Consider the following 15,878-nt stretch of genomic DNA (forward strand, 5'->3'; position numbering starts at 1 on the left):
TACCCGCCCACCTCAAAAACTTTTCTCTTGTTCTCACGTTATCCCGACAGGTTCGGACGGCGGTTCGCCACGCGCCGGCTTGGCGGAAGGAACATTTTTTGTTGAAACGATGGGTGACGGGAAGGCGCATAAGGATGTCGACCCCTTGATAGCGCTAGGATGCCGCAATCCCGACAGGGGGGCGCCCACGGCGCGTGAAAATGTCGGAAAAAACTTTTGCATGACAACGCTTTCTGACAAACATTTCTATATTCGTAATCCTATAATGGGGATACAAATTTGGAATAAGGCGGTGTCATCAGGCATGGTGGACAAACCTAAAGTTGTCATGTTCCCAGGTGTACAGAAAACTAGCTTCGTCCAATCAACCTTTAGGAAAGGAATGGAACGAACCGGGTTGCTTCGCATAGCAGGGATGCTGACCTCGCGAAAATGGACGTTTGCGCTGATGGCCGTCGGGTTTCTGCTCGGACGAGCTGTCATCTTGGAGTCATTGACTCCGTTTGCAGTTGCTTACTTTACAGTAATCTTCTTTCTGCGCCGAGACCTGCTGCTTCCGGTTGCGGCTGCCATTGTAGCTGGGAGTTGGCTTGCTATAGCGCCGGAACCGATGTGGATCGCGATGGAGCTGGCCGTCGTTTACTTATTGCTGAGGGGCCTTGAAGCATATGAACGAGCGGAACTGTCCTACGCGCCGCTGCTTGTATTCCTGGCTACCATGCTGGTCCGACTGTTCGGCGTAGTGACGACAGACACGTTGAACTGGTATCAGCTGATGATGGTTGGCGTGGAGGCATCACTTGCCTTTGTCCTGACCTTGGTATTCGTCCAAGCGATACCGGTGCTGACGTTGACGAAGAAATCTTCGGCACTTAAGAACGAAGAGATTATCTGTTTAATGATCATGCTTGCCTCCATTATGACGGGGGCTGTGGGCTGGACGATATATGGCTTGTCCGTTGAGCATATCATGTCGAGGTTTATGCTTCTGCTCTTTGCGCTTGTAGGCGGCGCACCCCTTGGCGCTTCTGTGGGTGTTGTCGCCGGTCTCATACTTAGTTTGGCAGATACCAATGCGATTGTGCAGATGAGCTTGTTAGCTTTCGCCGGCTTGCTTGCCGGACTGCTTCGTGAAGGCGGCAAAATGGCCGTAGCCTTCGGGATGCTGCTCGGTTCGTCCATACTTTCCATCTATGTCGGTAATCAAGCCGATGTGATGGCGTCGACGTGGGAGTCGGTGATCGCTGCCTCTATGCTTATGCTTACCCCAAAATCGATAATTCGTATCATTTCGAAATATGTGCCCGGCACGCAGGAGCATGTGAAATCGCAGCATGAATACGCAAGGCGCGTCCGAGACGTCACGGCACAGCGCGTAACCCAGTTCTCCGAAGTGTTTCGCCAGCTTTCCCGGAGTTTTGGTCAGCTTGGCCATGAGGCCACGGAGAAAGAAAGGCGAGAAGAAGCTGCCGGCCACTTCATGAATGCGGCCGCAGAGCGAACATGCAATGCCTGCCACAAGCGGGAACTTTGCTGGGAGGGGCGATTCTATGATACGTACAAGATGATGACGAGCATGATGATAACCGTAGAGGAAGGGCGCCGTTTGGGGCCGAAGGAGGTGCCGAGGGAGTGGAGCGTGCATTGCGTGAAGCCGCATCAAGTGCTTAACGTCATGCAGCAGCAGCATGAGTTATATCAGCATGATCGGCATTGGCGGAAGCAGCTGAACGATTCTCGGCAGCTTGTCGCAGAACAGTTGTCCGGCGTTTCCCAGGTCATGGAAGACTTGGCTCGCGAAATTCAGCGAGAAGGGCAGCAGCTGCATTTGCAGGAAGAACAAATCCGGGAGGCGCTGGAAGGGCTCGGTTTATCGATACAAGGCATTGAAATTATTAACTTGGAGGAGGGAAACGTAGAGATTGAGGTGTATCATACGTTTGGCCGCGGTTATGATGAATGCCGCAAAATCATCGCGCCGCTGTTATCCGATATCCTAGGCGAGCCAATTGCCGTTATGTCGGAGACTTATCCGGAGAAGAAGGGAAGTGCTGCGCAGGTTGTTTTCGGGACGGCCAAAGCGTATGAGATTGAAACGGGTGTCGCCGGACTCGCCAAGGGAGGCGATCTGCTGTCGGGAGACAGCTTTAGTACGGTGGAGCTCGGCAATGGCAAATTTGCTGTCGCCATCAGCGATGGTATGGGGAATGGGGAGCGTGCAAAGCAGGAGAGCAGCACTGCTTTGACGATTTTACAGCAGCTTCTGCAATCCGGCATGGATGAGAAGCTTGCGATCAAGTCGGTTAACTCCATTCTGCTGCTGCGTTCTTCGGATGAGATATTTGCAACCGTCGATGTCGCACTCATCGACATGTACTCCGCGAAGACGACTTTTATGAAAATCGGATCAACGCCCAGCTTCATTAAGCGCGGGAACGAAGTGATTCCGATCTCGGCCAACAATTTGCCGGTAGGGATTTTGCAGGACATTGACATAGATCTTATTCGCGTGCAGCTGCAGCCTGGAGATACGCTCATTATGATGACCGACGGCATCTATGACGCGCCGGGGCATGCCGTGAATAAGGAAATGTGGATGAAACGGGTCATCCAAGAAATTCGATCCGATGATCCACAGGAAATTGCCGATGGACTGCTGGACACAGTCGTGAGGTACCACAAAGGCGACATTGTGGATGATATGACGGTTGTCGTTGCGAGAGTAGACAAACATCAGCCCGAGTGGGCTACATTCCGCTGGCCTGGCGTGACCAAGGTCGAGCGACCAAGGACGGTGAGCTAACCATGAACATGAAATGGATCCAGCAACTACTCCAAAGGCGCAAGCAGCGGAAACGCATTCGGCACCCTTCTTTAATGAAGCGTGCACCGGCATTTATTAATGATCAATAAGAGGGTCGATAGCCTTAGATGGATTGTCATCACTAGAATGAGCAGACATCAGCCTAGGCGGGCTGCACTCCGCCAATCTGGTATAGCCGGGTTGAGCACAATAGGGACGGTGAGCCGATTTGATGAACATCAGCATACGAAACGGACAGTTTACCCGAGGGCGGCAACGGCAGAAACGCGTACTGGCATTGAGGCAGCATAAACGTGGGACGGCGATTATTAAAGATCCATAGCTTTATATAGAAGAAGAGGAATGGAAGCCTGTCCGGCCGGCAGGCTTCTTTTTCGTGTGTACCCATTCCCCTGCAATTTACCCGTATCTTGCAAACTCCCATCCGATCTCCTCCGCCCGTTCTCTCTGTATTCGCACGCTCCACGCCGCCTGCCCAACCCCGCGCCTGAGCCAAACAGGGTTATCCCCTCTCATAATTGGCAATGCTGATAGAGCTAGTACTAGGGAGGAAACCTGCTTGGACGATAGTTGCAGGCTAGTTTCCTCGAGCAGTAGATTCAGATTCCAAGGTTTTGGGGGAATGAACGATGAGGCAGATTCTATTAGTAACGGACGGCTGCTCCAATGTTGGGGTGAGCCCGGTTATTGCGGCTGCTCAGGCGCACGCAGTTGGGATCACAGTGAATGTTGTCGGTGTGGTGGATCAAGGCGATCTCGCCGAATTTGGAACAACCGAAATTGAAGAGATTGCACGGGCGGGCGGCGGTCTGAGCCGGTTATCGCATACACGGCAGCTCTCGCAAACGGTTCAAATGCTGACGCGCAAGACCGTCGTGCAGACGATACAGCAAGCCGTTCAACGGGAGCTGAAGCAGGTGCTTGGCACGTCGTCCATCGAAGAGCTTCCGCCGGAGAAGCGGGGTGAAGTCGTACGCGTCATTGATGAGTTAAGCGAGACGAGTAAGCTGCGCGTTGCTCTGTTAATTGATGCCAGTGCCAGTATGAAACCGAAGCTGCAAGCGGTAGAAGAGGCCATTCGCGATCTGGCGATCAGCTTGCAATCGAGGCAGGGAGGCAGCGAGCTTGCGGTGTTTCATTTTCCCGGCTCCGCCTACGGAGAGGACTGCAAGCTTGACCTTGATTGGACGAGCAATATAAGCGGCGTTCATTCCTTATTCCCGCGGCTGCAGATGCGAGGGACGACGCCGACAGGTCCTGCGATCGTGCATGTCATTGATTTTTATCAGAAAGCCGATTATGGTAGTAGGAAGAATGATGAAACGGACGGGATGATGAGTGACTACGTCGTTTGAATGGACGCTTCCGCGTGGTACGATCATTCGCGGCAAGTGGAAGCAGGGCAGTTATCGTGTGGAACGAATGCTTGGTGAAGGCGCCAATGGCAAAGTATTTCTGGTCGAGCGGCAGCGTGAGCTGTACGCGCTTAAGATCGGTTCGGATACCGTAGATTTGCAGTCGGAAGTGAATGTATTGCAAACGATTTCGAAGCAGAAACAGAAGCGAGGCGCTAAGGGAGGACTATTCCTTGTCGATGTGGATGATTTCCGCGGAGTAGATGGCAAAGAGCATCCGTTCTATGTCATGCGATATATTAAAGGGATGACGCTTGCCGATTATTTGGGTAAACAAGGGAAGGAATGGTTTCCTGTTGTTGCTTTTAATCTATTAGGCAAACTAGCAGAGCTCAATGAAGCCGGGTGGACGTTTGGCGACTTGAAGGTAGAGAACGTCCTTGTCGGCGATTACGGTCGACCGGAGCTCGTAGACTACGGCGGCGCTACTGCTTTCGGCAAAGGCGTACGGCAGTTTACGGAAGTCTACGACCGCGGCTACTGGAATGCGGGCACGCGAACGGCGGATGCACGGTATGACTTGTTCTCGTTTGCGGTCCTTTGCATCCAGCTGCACGAAAGCCGCAGACTTGCGCAGCTTTGTGCCGGACTGCTGCCGCAAACGCGAACGCCGGACGAGCTGGCGAAGCTCGCCGCGACCAGCACCGTGCTCAAGCCGCTCAGCGGTTGGCTGCGCAAGGCGCTCTACGGCGAGTTTGCAAGCGCCCGCGAAGCGGCTGCTGCTTGGCAGCAGTGGATGCACCGATCAGGAGCGGGTAAGTCCGTTTCCGCGCCGGCACCTCGCTGGATGAAGGGATTGTTCGCCGCTTCGGCGGCCGTGCTGGCCACCACAATCTATTGGCTGCTGCGCGGCGCATCATAAGAATACGCAACTTGGGAAGGATGAGGGAAGTGGATGATTGGCTAAGCGAGCTGTCCGCACTAGCCCGGGATGAGCAGCTGTGGCTGCCGGGAGAGACGATCGTCGTTGCGGTATCCGGCGGACCGGATTCCATGGCTTTACTCCATCTGCTTCACCGGCTGTCCGGGCAAGAGCGGCTTAATTTGGTTGCCGCTCACGTGGACCATGGCTTTCGCGGCGAGGAATCGGCGCGTGAAGCTGAATCTGTGAGACAATACGCGGCGCTGCTCGGCATCCCTTGCGAAACGGCGCTTTTTAATTTGCCTGCTTATATAGAAGAAACAAGAATGAACGCGCAGGCGGCGGCCCGCCAGAAGCGGTATGCATTCTTGCATCAGGTCGCTCATACATACGGCGCTGCGCGCATTGCGCTCGCCCACCATGCCGATGATCAAGCCGAAACGGTATTGATGCGAGTGGTTCGCGGAACAGGACCCGGAGGGCTTGCAGGAATAGCAATTCGGCGAAAAGAAAAAAACGTGGAACTTATTCGGCCGCTTCTGCGTACATACAAGGCAGACATCCTGCGTTACTGTGAACAGTGGGCGATCCCGTTCAGTCAAGATAGCAGCAATGGGCAGAAGTATTATTTTCGCAATGTGGTCCGTTTGGACGTTCTGCCTTACTTGGCTTCGTTTAACCCGCAGTTTTCCCAGTCGCTAGTCCGATTGGCGGAGCTTGCATCGGCTGAAGACGATTGGCTGGAGCAAGAAACTAAGGCAATTTTTGAGCGCCATATCGCGCCTCACAGCGAAGGATGCCAATTGACCCGCAAAGCGCTGCTTGGCCTGCATGTCGCTTTACAAAGGAGATTGATTAAACTAATATTGAGTTATATTGGCTTGGAAACGGAAACCACTTCATTCGAAAGCATAGAAACGATAAGGATTGCGGCCTCTGATGGCGCAGCTGCAACGTGGAGCTTCGATGTTGGCAGCGGAGTTCGATTTCTGCGTGAGTACGACAATTTAGTGTTCACCCGTGCGAATAAGGGGAGAATGACCCCCGAGCGCAGCGGATATGCTTATATAGTGAACCGAGGTGCGGTACGCCTGGCTTTGCCGGAGGCGGAAGCGGAATTGTCGCTTGAGGAACGGGCTGCAGATCATGCGCTCAGACCGAATAATCGACATGAAGCACTGTTTGATGCCGACTCGCTCGAATTCCCGCTCACGGTCCGAAATCGCCGTCCAGGTGACCGAATGCAAGTGCTTGGTTTAAATGGCACCAAAAAGGTACAAGATATGTTCGTTGATGAACGTGTCGCACCCTCACGTCGTGAGGTGCTGCCGATCGTTGTCGACGCTAACGGAACCGTGCTTTGGATCCCGGGCATTCGAAGATCAAGACATGCTCAGGTGATGGAAACGACGAGCCGTGTTATCAGAATGATGATGCGGGTAAACCTTGATGCTTCCGCACTGAACCAACTTGAATAAGATGCACTGATCCATTCATAGTATAGGCAAGAACCATTTAGGAGGGCCCGTGTTGCTGAACGACATTCAAGAAGTACTTTACGACGCAGACCAAATTCAGCAGAAAGTGAAAGAGCTGGGCGATACCATTAGCCGCGAATTCGAGGGGCGTAATCCACTCGTTATCTGCGTTCTTAAAGGCGCTTTTATTTTTATGGCTGACTTGGTTAAGACCATCACAATTCCGGTCGAACTCGACTTTATGGCGGTGTCCAGCTACGGACAATCGACCAAAACAAGCGGTGTTGTGAAAATTATCAAGGACCTTGACACATCGGTGCAAGGCCGAGACGTACTCATTGTTGAAGATATTATCGACAGTGGTCTTACGCTCAGCTACCTCATCGATGTGCTGGAGCGCCGCAACGCCAAGTCCATCACGCTTGTTACGCTGTTTGATAAGCCGACAGGCCGCAAGGTGGAATTGGAAGCGGACTATAAAGGATTTGTATTGCCGGACGCATTTGTCGTCGGGTACGGGCTTGATTATGCGGAGCAATACCGCAACCTGCCGTTTATCGGCATTCTGAAGCCCGAGGTTTACGAGAAGTAAGGTTGTAAGACAGTCCATGCAATCAGCCATGTATCGAGGGCTCCCGCACACGGGAGCTTACCGAGCAAGGTCATCTTATTTTTTGCGTCTTGAGAGGAGGTAGGGGATGAACCGGATCATCCGTAACACTGGCTTTTATTTGATTATTTTTTTGGTGACCGTCGGGATCTTCCAATTTATCAGCAGCCAAAATGACTCCACCACTGAAATCCGTTACGATCAATTTAGGCAGGAACTAGCTAATGACAATGTGAAGCAAGTTGAGCTTCAGTTCGACGGCTACTCTTACTTGATCACCGGTGAGTACAAGAACAAACCGGAAAGTTCGGATTCAGCCCAATTCTACACCCATACCAGCGTTGAGGAATACGTCGTTAAAGAAGTGACCGATGCGCAGCTAAAAAACAAATTCGCAATGGAAGTTAAGCCGATGGAAGGACAGAGCATCTGGCTCACCTTCTTGACCTCAATCATTCCATTCGTGATCATCTTTATTTTGTTCTTCTTCCTAATCAATCAGGCGCAAGGCGGCGGCGGCAAAGTGATGAACTTTGGCAAGAGCCGTGCCAGATTGTACAACGAAGAGAAGAAACGTGTCACATTCGAGGATGTGGCAGGCGCAGACGAGGAGAAGCAAGAGCTTGTCGAGGTTGTCGAGTTCTTGAAGGATCCGCGTAAATTCGCAGCCGTAGGCGCTCGTATTCCGAAAGGGGTACTGCTTGTAGGCCCTCCGGGTACTGGTAAAACGTTGCTTGCTCGTGCTGTTGCAGGCGAAGCGGGCACGCCGTTCTTCAGCATTTCCGGTTCGGACTTTGTTGAAATGTTCGTCGGTGTCGGTGCTTCCCGTGTTCGTGACTTGTTCGAGAATGCGAAGAAGAACGCACCATGTATCATCTTTATCGATGAAATCGATGCCGTTGGACGTCAGCGCGGCGCCGGTCTCGGCGGCGGACATGATGAGCGCGAACAAACGCTCAATCAGCTCCTCGTTGAAATGGACGGCTTCGGTGCGAACGAAGGTATCATTATCGTGGCGGCTACCAACCGTCCGGATATTCTCGATCCTGCACTTCTTCGTCCGGGTCGTTTCGACCGTCAAATTACGGTTGACCGTCCGGATGTGAAAGGCCGCGAAGCTGTACTGAAAGTACATGCTCGCAATAAGCCGCTTGCCAAAGACGTGAAACTTGATGTAATCGCGAAGCGGACAACGGGCTTTACCGGTGCGGATCTGGAGAACCTGCTTAACGAAGCAGCCCTTCTAGCCGCTCGCCGCAACAAGAAAGACATCGCGATGACAGAAGTGGACGAAGCGATTGACCGTGTTATCGTCGGTACGGAGAAACGCAGCCGCGTTATCAGTGACCGTGAGAAACGCATTGTTGCTTACCATGAAGCGGGCCATACAATTGCAGGCTACTTCCTGGAGCATGCGGATCAGGTTCATAAAGTAACGATTATCCCGCGCGGACGCGCAGGCGGCTATGTCATCATGCTTCCTAAAGATGGCGATCGCATGCTGACGACCAAGCAGGAATTGCTTGATAAAGTGACGGGTTTGCTTGCCGGCCGGGTAGCCGAAGAGATCTACATCGGCGAAATCGGCACTGGCGCATACAGTGACTTCAAATCGGCGACGAGCATTGTTCGTGCGATGATTATGGAATACGGAATGAGCGACAAGCTTGGACCGATGCAATTCGGCAGCAGCTCGCAAGGCCAAGTATTCTTAGGCCGTGACATTGGACATGAGCAGAACTACTCCGATGCCATCGCTTATGAAATTGACCAAGAGATGCAGAGCTTCATTCAAGACTGCTATGCTCGTGCGAAACAGCTTCTTACGGAGAAGAGCAAAGAGATGCATCTTATTGCTCAAACGCTCCTTACCGAAGAAACGTTGGAGATTGAACAAATCAAACGTCTGATCGAAGGCGGATCGGCAGAAGGCGGCGAAGGCAGTTCGAACATCGTTTCCGCAGAGCCGAAAGCAGAGCCGATTATCGATACGATTGGCGGCGTGAAGGTTCGTATTGGTTCGAAGGAGCCAGGCGAATTAACACCTCCGGTTGATCCAGACAGCGGTAACGAAGACGACGACGGTACGCCGAAGTCCTAATGAAATAGAAGTTGATAGTCCTCAAAGGCTGTCCGATTGCAGGCAACTGCACGGGCAGCCTTTTGTGCAGGAAGGCGCTTTAGCGCTATAGTGGAAGGACGAGTAAGCATAGAGGCTTGGTAACTTCTTTACTTGCGTAAACCTTCCGTAGATCGGTTAAAACGGCCTCTTTTGTCTGTTGACAGCGCACACTACCTTGTGTAAATTTAAGGTTAATCCCTTGTAAAGGCTCTTGCGAATCAAGCGGCTTATGACGTGGGCATGATAGATGATGAATACACAGCGGAATAACAGCATTTTCGATAAATCATGGTGAACGAACAGCCAAGTTTGTGCATCAGTTCACAAAGTTAGTGAAAAGAGGGGAATTTAGCTATGGAAGCATTAGCTCTCGAAAGGAAAGCGGAACAAAACCGCGAACTACGGGAACGATTGTTGCAATTGAAGAAAGAGCGTAACGCCATTATACTTGCGCATTATTATCAGCGTGATGAAATTCAAGAAGTGGCCGATTTCCGTGGCGACTCCTTCCTGCTTGCGCAGAAGGCAGCGGAAACGGATGCAGATGTAATCGTGTTCTGCGGCGTTCATTTTATGGGCGAAAGTGCGAAGATCCTGGCTCCGAACAAGACTGTTATCATTCCCGATGAGCGCGCCGGCTGTCCGATGGCTGACATGGTCAACGTCGATGGCTTGCGGAAGCTGAAAGCACAGCATCCGAATGCGAAAGTAGTCACCTATATCAACTCCTCCGCCGAAATCAAAGCGGAAACGGATATTTGCTGTACCTCTGCTAATGCCGTGCGTGTCGTGAATTCGGTCGATTCAGACGAAATTATTTGGGTGCCGGATAAGAACCTTGGCCATTACGTGCAGCAGAAAACAGACAAGAAGATGATTATCTGGGAAGGCTATTGCAACACGCATGACATGCTGACCGTCAAAGATGTAGAAGAAATGAAAGCCAAATATCCAAATGCGCAGTTCGTCGTTCACCCTGAATGCCGTCCTGAAGTAGTAGCGCTTGGCGATTTCGTCGGCAGTACAACCGCTATTATAAAATATTGTAAAGAATCGGATTGCCAGGAGTTTATCGTCGGAACGGAAGATGGCACAGGGTATCAGCTTCGTCTGGACAGCCCGAATAAGACCTTCCATTTTGCTACGAAATATTTGGTTTGCCCGAACATGAAAGTAAACAACCTGAAGAAGCTTGTGAAATGTCTGGAAACGATGCAGCCGCAAATTTACGTACCGGAGCAGGTTGCCAATCAAGCCCGTCTATCCCTGGAGCGCATGTTACAAGTGAAGTAGCATGCGCTACTCTCTTTCCATGAGAAAGGAAAGTTGCACTTATGATTCCACGTTATCTCGTAGATGTTGAACTCGAAGGGCTTCCAGTCATATATAAAGATGTCATTGTAATCGGGGCCGGCATTGCCGGTCTTTTTACCGCAATTAAAGCCAGTGAAACGAATGATGTGCTCATGATTACGAAGAAGTCGCTGATGGACAGCAATACGCGTTATGCCCAAGGCGGCATTGCAGCTGTTATCTCCGAGGACGACTCCCCGGCTTATCATCGTCAGGATACGCTTATTGCCGGAGCCGGACTTTGCTCGCATAAAGCTGTCGATGTGCTCGTGCATGAGGGAACGAAAGGCGTAGAGGACTTAGTCCGCATGGGTACGCAGTTTGACCAAGAGAACGGCGAGTTTGCGCTCACCAAGGAAGGTGCGCACAGTCAGCGTCGTATTTTGCATGCCAATGGAGATGCGACCGGTTTCGAAATCGTTCGTGCGTTGTCGGAGAAAGCGATTGCGAACCCGCGGATTGAGGTTTGGGATGATCATTTCGTGATCGATCTGATTACCGATGACGGTGTTTGCGTCGGTGCTTTGGTACAGAAACCGGATGGACAGCGATTGTTCGTACGCGGCAAAGCAACGATTCTTTGCTCCGGCGGAGCAGGGCAGCTGTACCGTTATACGACGAATCCCGAAGTAGCTACCGGAGATGGCATTGCTATGGCTTATCGTGCAGGTGCTTACATACAAGATGTAGAGTTTATTCAATTTCATCCAACATCGCTTTGTTACCCGGGTGCGCCTCGTTTTCTGATTTCGGAAGCGGTGCGTGGTGAAGGTGCGGTGCTTCGTAACATCCGGGGCGAACGGTTTATGGAGAAATACCATGAGCAGCTTGAGCTGGCTCCTCGGGATGTCGTGGCGCGGGCGATCGTCAGCGAGATGGAAGCGACCAAATCCACCTTCGTTTATATTGACGTGACACATGAATCCGCGGATATGGTGAGACACCGGTTTCCGAACATTTATGAGTTCTGTTTGAATTTCGGACTTGATTTGACGTCGGATTGGATTCCCGTTGCCCCTGCGGCGCATTATATGATGGGCGGCGTAAAAACCGACTTGAACGGCGAAACTAATTTGCGGCGGTTGTTCGCCTGCGGGGAATGTTCGTCGACCGGCGTTCATGGTGCGAATCGATTGGCGAGCAATTCGTTATCCGAAGCGATTGTGTTCGGACGGCGAATTGTAGAGCGTATTAACACGCTGCCTCCGCTTGAAGGCCATACGGATGTTCACATGGATTCACTGAAACGGAGCGAAGCGCCGATCCAGGCGGTGGTTGAGAAGCGATTGAAGCTGCAGAAGACAATGGTGCGGTATGTCGGGTTGAATCGTGATGCTAACGGGCTGAACAAAGGGCTTGAAGAGTTGAAGAAGCTGCGTTCGATTTTTCATTCCGTTATTACGAAACGAGAAGAATATGAGTTTGCGAATCTGCTGACCTGCGCGATGCTCACGGCAGAGTCTGCCCTGACACGGGAAGAAAGCCGAGGCGCGCATAGTCGGGAAGATTTTCCGGAGCGTAATGATGTGCTCTGGCGCAAGCATACCGTTCTCCACCGGGAGAACGGGATAACAGAGGAGCGAATTGAAGATGTATGAAGCACAATTTGCGGCGGCATTCGGGAACAGTGCGACTGATATGCTGCGGGCTCAAATAAAGGCGTGGCTTGCTGAAGATATCGGGACAGGGGATATTTCAAGCTGGGCGACGATTCCGGCAGGAACGCGTTCGATGGCTGTCATTCATGTGAAGGAGGATGGCATACTGGCAGGTGTGCCGGTTGCTCGGCTTGTTTTCGAGGTGGTTGACCCCACGTTGGAATTCCGTCCATTGGCAGCCGACGGTGATTCTTTGACGAAAGGTACGATACTGGCTGAAGTCGAAGGCAGCACGCATAGTATCCTGACAGGCGAGCGTCTGGCGCTGAATCTAATGCAGCGTTTGTCCGGCATCGCGACCAAGACCCGCGCTTTTGTCCAGGCTATTGAAGGGCTTCCTACACGACTGGTCGATACGCGCAAAACAACGCCGGGTCATCGTCTGCTCGAGAAGTATGCCGTGCGGGTGGGCGGCGGATTCAACCATCGTTTCGGGTTATACGACGCCGTTATGATCAAAGATAATCACATCAAAGGCTCAGGCGGGATTACCGGCGCTGTGAAGGCTGCTCGTCATGTTATTCCCCATACAATGAAAATCGAAGTGGAGACGGAATCACTTGCTCAAGTGGATGAAGCTCTCGCGTGCGGCAGCGATATTATCATGCTCGATAACATGTCCAATGATCTTATGCGTGAAGCGGTGGGGCGCATCAAGGCTGGCTCACCTCATGTGATCGTTGAAGCATCGGGTGGTGTGAATTTGTCGACCATTCGCAGCATAGCGGAAACAGGCGTTGATGTCATTTCCGTTGGCGGGCTGACGTATTCGTTCCAATCCCTCGACATTAGTCTGGATTTGAATGGGAAGAAAGGAGGCCCAGCAGCATGATCGTCGTTGTGGACGTAGGCAATACGAACATTGTGCTGGGTATCTACCAAGCTCGCAAGCTGCTTTACCACTGGCGCCTGAGCACGAATCGTTCGGCAACCGTGGATGAATACGGCATTATGATTCACAATTTGTTTCAAATTGCAGGGGTTAAGCTGGATCAGATCGAAGGGGTAATCATCTCCTCCGTTGTGCCGCCGCTTATGCGTACGTTGGAACAGCTTTGCCAGAAATACATGCGTCAATCTCCGCTCATTGTTGGACCCGGCATCAAGACCGGACTAAATATCCGTTATGAGAATCCGCGTGAGGTCGGCGCAGATCGCATCGTAAACTCCATTGCAGGCATTGAGAAATATGGCGCGCCGCTGATCGTTGTCGATTTCGGCACCGCAACGACATTTGATTACATTGACGCAGGCAATAACTACTTGGGCGGAGCGATCGTACCGGGTATCGGTATTTCAACCGAAGCGCTATATCAGCGTGCCGCTAAGCTGCCCCGTATTGAACTGGTGAAACCGAAAAGTGTGATTGGTCGCAACCCGGTCACGTCGATGCAAGCAGGTATTATTTTCGGCTATGCCGGTCAAGTGGACGGTATCGTGAATCGGATTCGCAAAGAATTCAGTGTAACCCCGCGTGTTATTGCGACAGGAGGCCTGGCAGACTTAATTGCCGCCGAATCGGAAACCATTGAAGAAGTGGACCCGCTGCTGACCCTTGAAGGTTTACGCATTATTTACGAACGAAACCAAGAATAAAAGAGGTATCATAGAGATGACTGAAGAGCATAAAGATTATTTAGTACGCGGTACAGCATGGAACGGACAGCTTCGCGTATTTGCCGTCAAGACAACCGGGCTGGTAGAAGAGCTGCGTAAGCGGCATAACACAATGCCGACCACAACCGCAGCACTTGGACGCACGGCTACGGCAGGTGCGATGATGGGCGCCATGTTGAAGGGCAACGAGAAACTGACGATTCAAGTCAAAGGCGATGGCCCTGTCGGCCAAATCGTCGTCGACGCCAATGCCAATGGCGAAGTTCGCGGTTATGTAGATAACCCGGATGTACAGCTGCCCAGCAATGCGCTTGGGAAGCTGGATGTAGCAGGCGCTGTCGGCCGTACAGGCTACATCCATATTATTAAGGACCTGGGGCTGAAGGAGCCGTATCGCGGCAGCGTTCCGATCGTATCAGGCGAGCTCGCGGAAGATTTCACTTACTATTTCGCTACATCCGAGCAAACGCCGTCTGTTGTCGGGCTTAGCGTGCTTGTCGATGAATATGGCACCGTCATGAACGCCGGAGGTTTCATCGTACAAGTGTTACCGGGTATCACCGAAGAGAACCTTACGAAGCTGGAGCAGGCGATTGCGGTACTGCCGCCGATCTCTTCTCTGTTTGAACAAGGAGAAACACCGGAAAGCCTGCTGCGTTTTGTCGTTGGTGACGAAATTCAGCTGATGGACCATGTGGACGTCGTCTTTAAATGCCAATGCTCCATGGAACGTGTAGAGCGTACGCTCATCAGTATGGGTGAGCATGAGTTGAAACAGTTAATTGATGAAGACGGACAAGCTGAAGTCGTGTGCCATTTCTGCAACGAGATCTATGCATTTGACCGCCAGCAGCTTGAGATGCTGCTCGATCAGGCTAAGCCGAAGCCGATTCAATAATCGGAGGCCAAGCGATAATGAAGAACGACCGGGTGCTGAAGAGCATTGTGCTCATTCAGGCGATCTGTATGATTATTTTAGCTCTCGTGGTGGTGTTCCGGGTACTGCTCCCGCCTAAGGCAGATCCGCAAGCGACGGTCGATAATTCACAAGACCAAGAAGGCCCTGCGTCTACGGAGGAGCCGCTTGCCGCCAAGGTTGGCGATGAGCAGATTACGGCCAAGCAGCTCAGCGACGAGCTGCAGCTGCAGTACGGCGATCAGCTGCTTCGTACATTGATGGTGCGAGCCGCTACCCGGCAGGAGGCGGAGGCTTACGGCCTGAGCATCTCGGACACGGAAATGAACGATGAGCTTGAAGCCATGATGACAGGCTATGAGAATAAGGAACAATATTATGCCACGATGAAAGAGCAGCTCGGCTTAACGCCTGAGGGGATTCGGGAAGACACCGAGTACCGGCTGCTTCTTGAGAAAATCGCAGTTCGATCCGTTGAGGTGACCGAGTCGGAGATTGATGCCTACATAGCAGACAACAAGGAGCAGTTCGCCCCCCGGAAGCAGCTGCATCTGGCATGGATTGTGCTTGCAACGGAGGACGAAGCCGACGACCTGCTGCAGCAGCTCGATTCAGGAGAAGATTTTGCCCTAATGGCAAAGACCTACTCGATTGATACCAATACGGCAGATGGCGGCGGGGATCTGGGGTTTATTGAAGCCGATGATCCGTTTACGGATGATGCCATTCTGGAAGCGGCCAATCGGCTGTCAGTTGGCGAGGTTACCGGGCCAATCGAAGTGGAGCAAGGTCAAGCCGTTATTCAGCTGCTCGAAACGCATACGGAAGAAGTGCTGAGCGAGAGCCGTATACGTGATCAAGTGAAGCGAGAGCTGGCTTTATCCAAGCTGAACGGGCTGCGTGAAGTAGAGAATTCACTGCTGCAGAAATATAACGCGGAAGTGCTTCCTAAGTCTTCCAATGGGTAGAGCTGTAGGCCTTTTGTTCGAAAACTGACTATTGACAACTACTGGGTTTCATTGA

General features: G+C 52.0%; 12 protein-coding genes. All 12 read left to right on the forward strand.

Features of this window, described 5'->3' with window-relative positions:
- The first annotated feature begins 304 nt into the window (after positions 1-304).
- The 12 genes from spoIIE (at position 305) to AC0YN4_RS30185 (ending at position 15,823) form a co-directional block, all read left to right on the forward strand.
- Complete coding sequence (spoIIE, locus tag AC0YN4_RS30130) at positions 305-2,803, forward strand: stage II sporulation protein E (protein WP_475784604.1); 2,499 nt, start codon at positions 305-307, stop codon at positions 2,801-2,803.
- A 650-nt stretch (positions 2,804-3,453) separates the two neighbouring features.
- The gene (locus tag AC0YN4_RS30135; RefSeq protein WP_475784603.1) at positions 3,454-4,179 is read left to right on the forward strand and encodes a vWA domain-containing protein; all 726 of its coding nucleotides are present in this window, start codon (positions 3,454-3,456) and stop codon (positions 4,177-4,179) included.
- Positions 4,163-5,101 (forward strand): protein kinase domain-containing protein, encoded by a 939-nt coding sequence (locus AC0YN4_RS30140; protein WP_475837529.1) that lies wholly within the window; start codon positions 4,163-4,165, stop codon positions 5,099-5,101. Before AC0YN4_RS30135 ends, AC0YN4_RS30140 begins: the two co-directional genes overlap by 17 nt.
- A gap of 29 nt (positions 5,102-5,130) precedes the next feature.
- Positions 5,131-6,579, forward strand: a complete 1,449-nt coding sequence (tilS, locus tag AC0YN4_RS30145; RefSeq protein WP_475837530.1) for a tRNA lysidine(34) synthetase TilS — start codon at positions 5,131-5,133, stop codon at positions 6,577-6,579.
- Between the two features lie 52 nt (positions 6,580-6,631).
- Positions 6,632-7,171 carry a hypoxanthine phosphoribosyltransferase gene (gene hpt, locus AC0YN4_RS30150; RefSeq protein ID WP_090985860.1) on the forward strand — a complete coding sequence of 180 codons (540 nt, stop codon included), beginning with the start codon at positions 6,632-6,634 and terminating at the stop codon, positions 7,169-7,171.
- Between the two features lie 106 nt (positions 7,172-7,277).
- Positions 7,278-9,290, forward strand: a complete 2,013-nt coding sequence (gene ftsH / locus AC0YN4_RS30155) for an ATP-dependent zinc metalloprotease FtsH (protein WP_475784600.1) — start codon at positions 7,278-7,280, stop codon at positions 9,288-9,290.
- A gap of 375 nt (positions 9,291-9,665) precedes the next feature.
- Complete coding sequence (gene nadA / locus AC0YN4_RS30160) at positions 9,666-10,604, forward strand: quinolinate synthase NadA (RefSeq protein WP_091225489.1); 939 nt, start codon at positions 9,666-9,668, stop codon at positions 10,602-10,604.
- A 41-nt stretch (positions 10,605-10,645) separates the two neighbouring features.
- A complete protein-coding gene (gene nadB / locus AC0YN4_RS30165) occupies positions 10,646-12,262 on the forward strand; it encodes an L-aspartate oxidase (protein ID WP_475837531.1) in 1,617 nt (538 codons plus the stop codon).
- A 40-nt stretch (positions 12,263-12,302) separates the two neighbouring features.
- Entirely contained in the window at positions 12,303-13,154 is an 852-nt protein-coding gene (gene nadC, locus AC0YN4_RS30170) for a carboxylating nicotinate-nucleotide diphosphorylase (protein ID WP_475837535.1), read from the forward strand.
- The gene (locus AC0YN4_RS30175; protein WP_090985852.1) at positions 13,151-13,918 is read left to right on the forward strand and encodes a type III pantothenate kinase; all 768 of its coding nucleotides are present in this window, start codon (positions 13,151-13,153) and stop codon (positions 13,916-13,918) included. Before nadC ends, AC0YN4_RS30175 begins: the two co-directional genes overlap by 4 nt.
- 16 nt (positions 13,919-13,934) lie before the next feature.
- The gene (hslO, locus tag AC0YN4_RS30180) at positions 13,935-14,837 is read left to right on the forward strand and encodes an Hsp33 family molecular chaperone HslO (protein WP_475784597.1); all 903 of its coding nucleotides are present in this window, start codon (positions 13,935-13,937) and stop codon (positions 14,835-14,837) included.
- A 17-nt stretch (positions 14,838-14,854) separates the two neighbouring features.
- On the forward strand, positions 14,855-15,823 hold the full coding sequence (locus tag AC0YN4_RS30185; RefSeq protein ID WP_475784596.1) for a peptidylprolyl isomerase: 969 nt from the start codon (positions 14,855-14,857) through the stop codon (positions 15,821-15,823).
- Positions 15,824-15,878: the final 55 nt, after the last annotated feature.

It is taken from the genome of Paenibacillus sp. J22R3 (assembly GCF_056269305.1).

Excerpts from the sequence above, each read along its gene's own strand:
- spoIIE (WP_475784604.1), top strand. The coding sequence starts at position 305 with ATGGTGGACAAACCTAAAGTTGTCATGTTCCCAGGTGTACAGAAAACT.
- AC0YN4_RS30185 (WP_475784596.1), top strand. The coding sequence starts at position 14,855 with ATGAAGAACGACCGGGTGCTGAAGAGCATTGTGCTCATTCAGGCGATC.
- hslO (WP_475784597.1), top strand. The coding sequence starts at position 13,935 with ATGACTGAAGAGCATAAAGATTATTTAGTACGCGGTACAGCATGGAAC.
- AC0YN4_RS30135 (WP_475784603.1), top strand. The coding sequence starts at position 3,454 with ATGAGGCAGATTCTATTAGTAACGGACGGCTGCTCCAATGTTGGGGTG.
- nadB (WP_475837531.1), top strand. The coding sequence starts at position 10,646 with ATGATTCCACGTTATCTCGTAGATGTTGAACTCGAAGGGCTTCCAGTC.
- ftsH (WP_475784600.1), top strand. The coding sequence starts at position 7,278 with ATGAACCGGATCATCCGTAACACTGGCTTTTATTTGATTATTTTTTTG.
- nadC (WP_475837535.1), top strand. The coding sequence starts at position 12,303 with ATGCTGCGGGCTCAAATAAAGGCGTGGCTTGCTGAAGATATCGGGACA.
- AC0YN4_RS30175 (WP_090985852.1), top strand. The coding sequence starts at position 13,151 with ATGATCGTCGTTGTGGACGTAGGCAATACGAACATTGTGCTGGGTATC.
- nadA (WP_091225489.1), top strand. The coding sequence starts at position 9,666 with ATGGAAGCATTAGCTCTCGAAAGGAAAGCGGAACAAAACCGCGAACTA.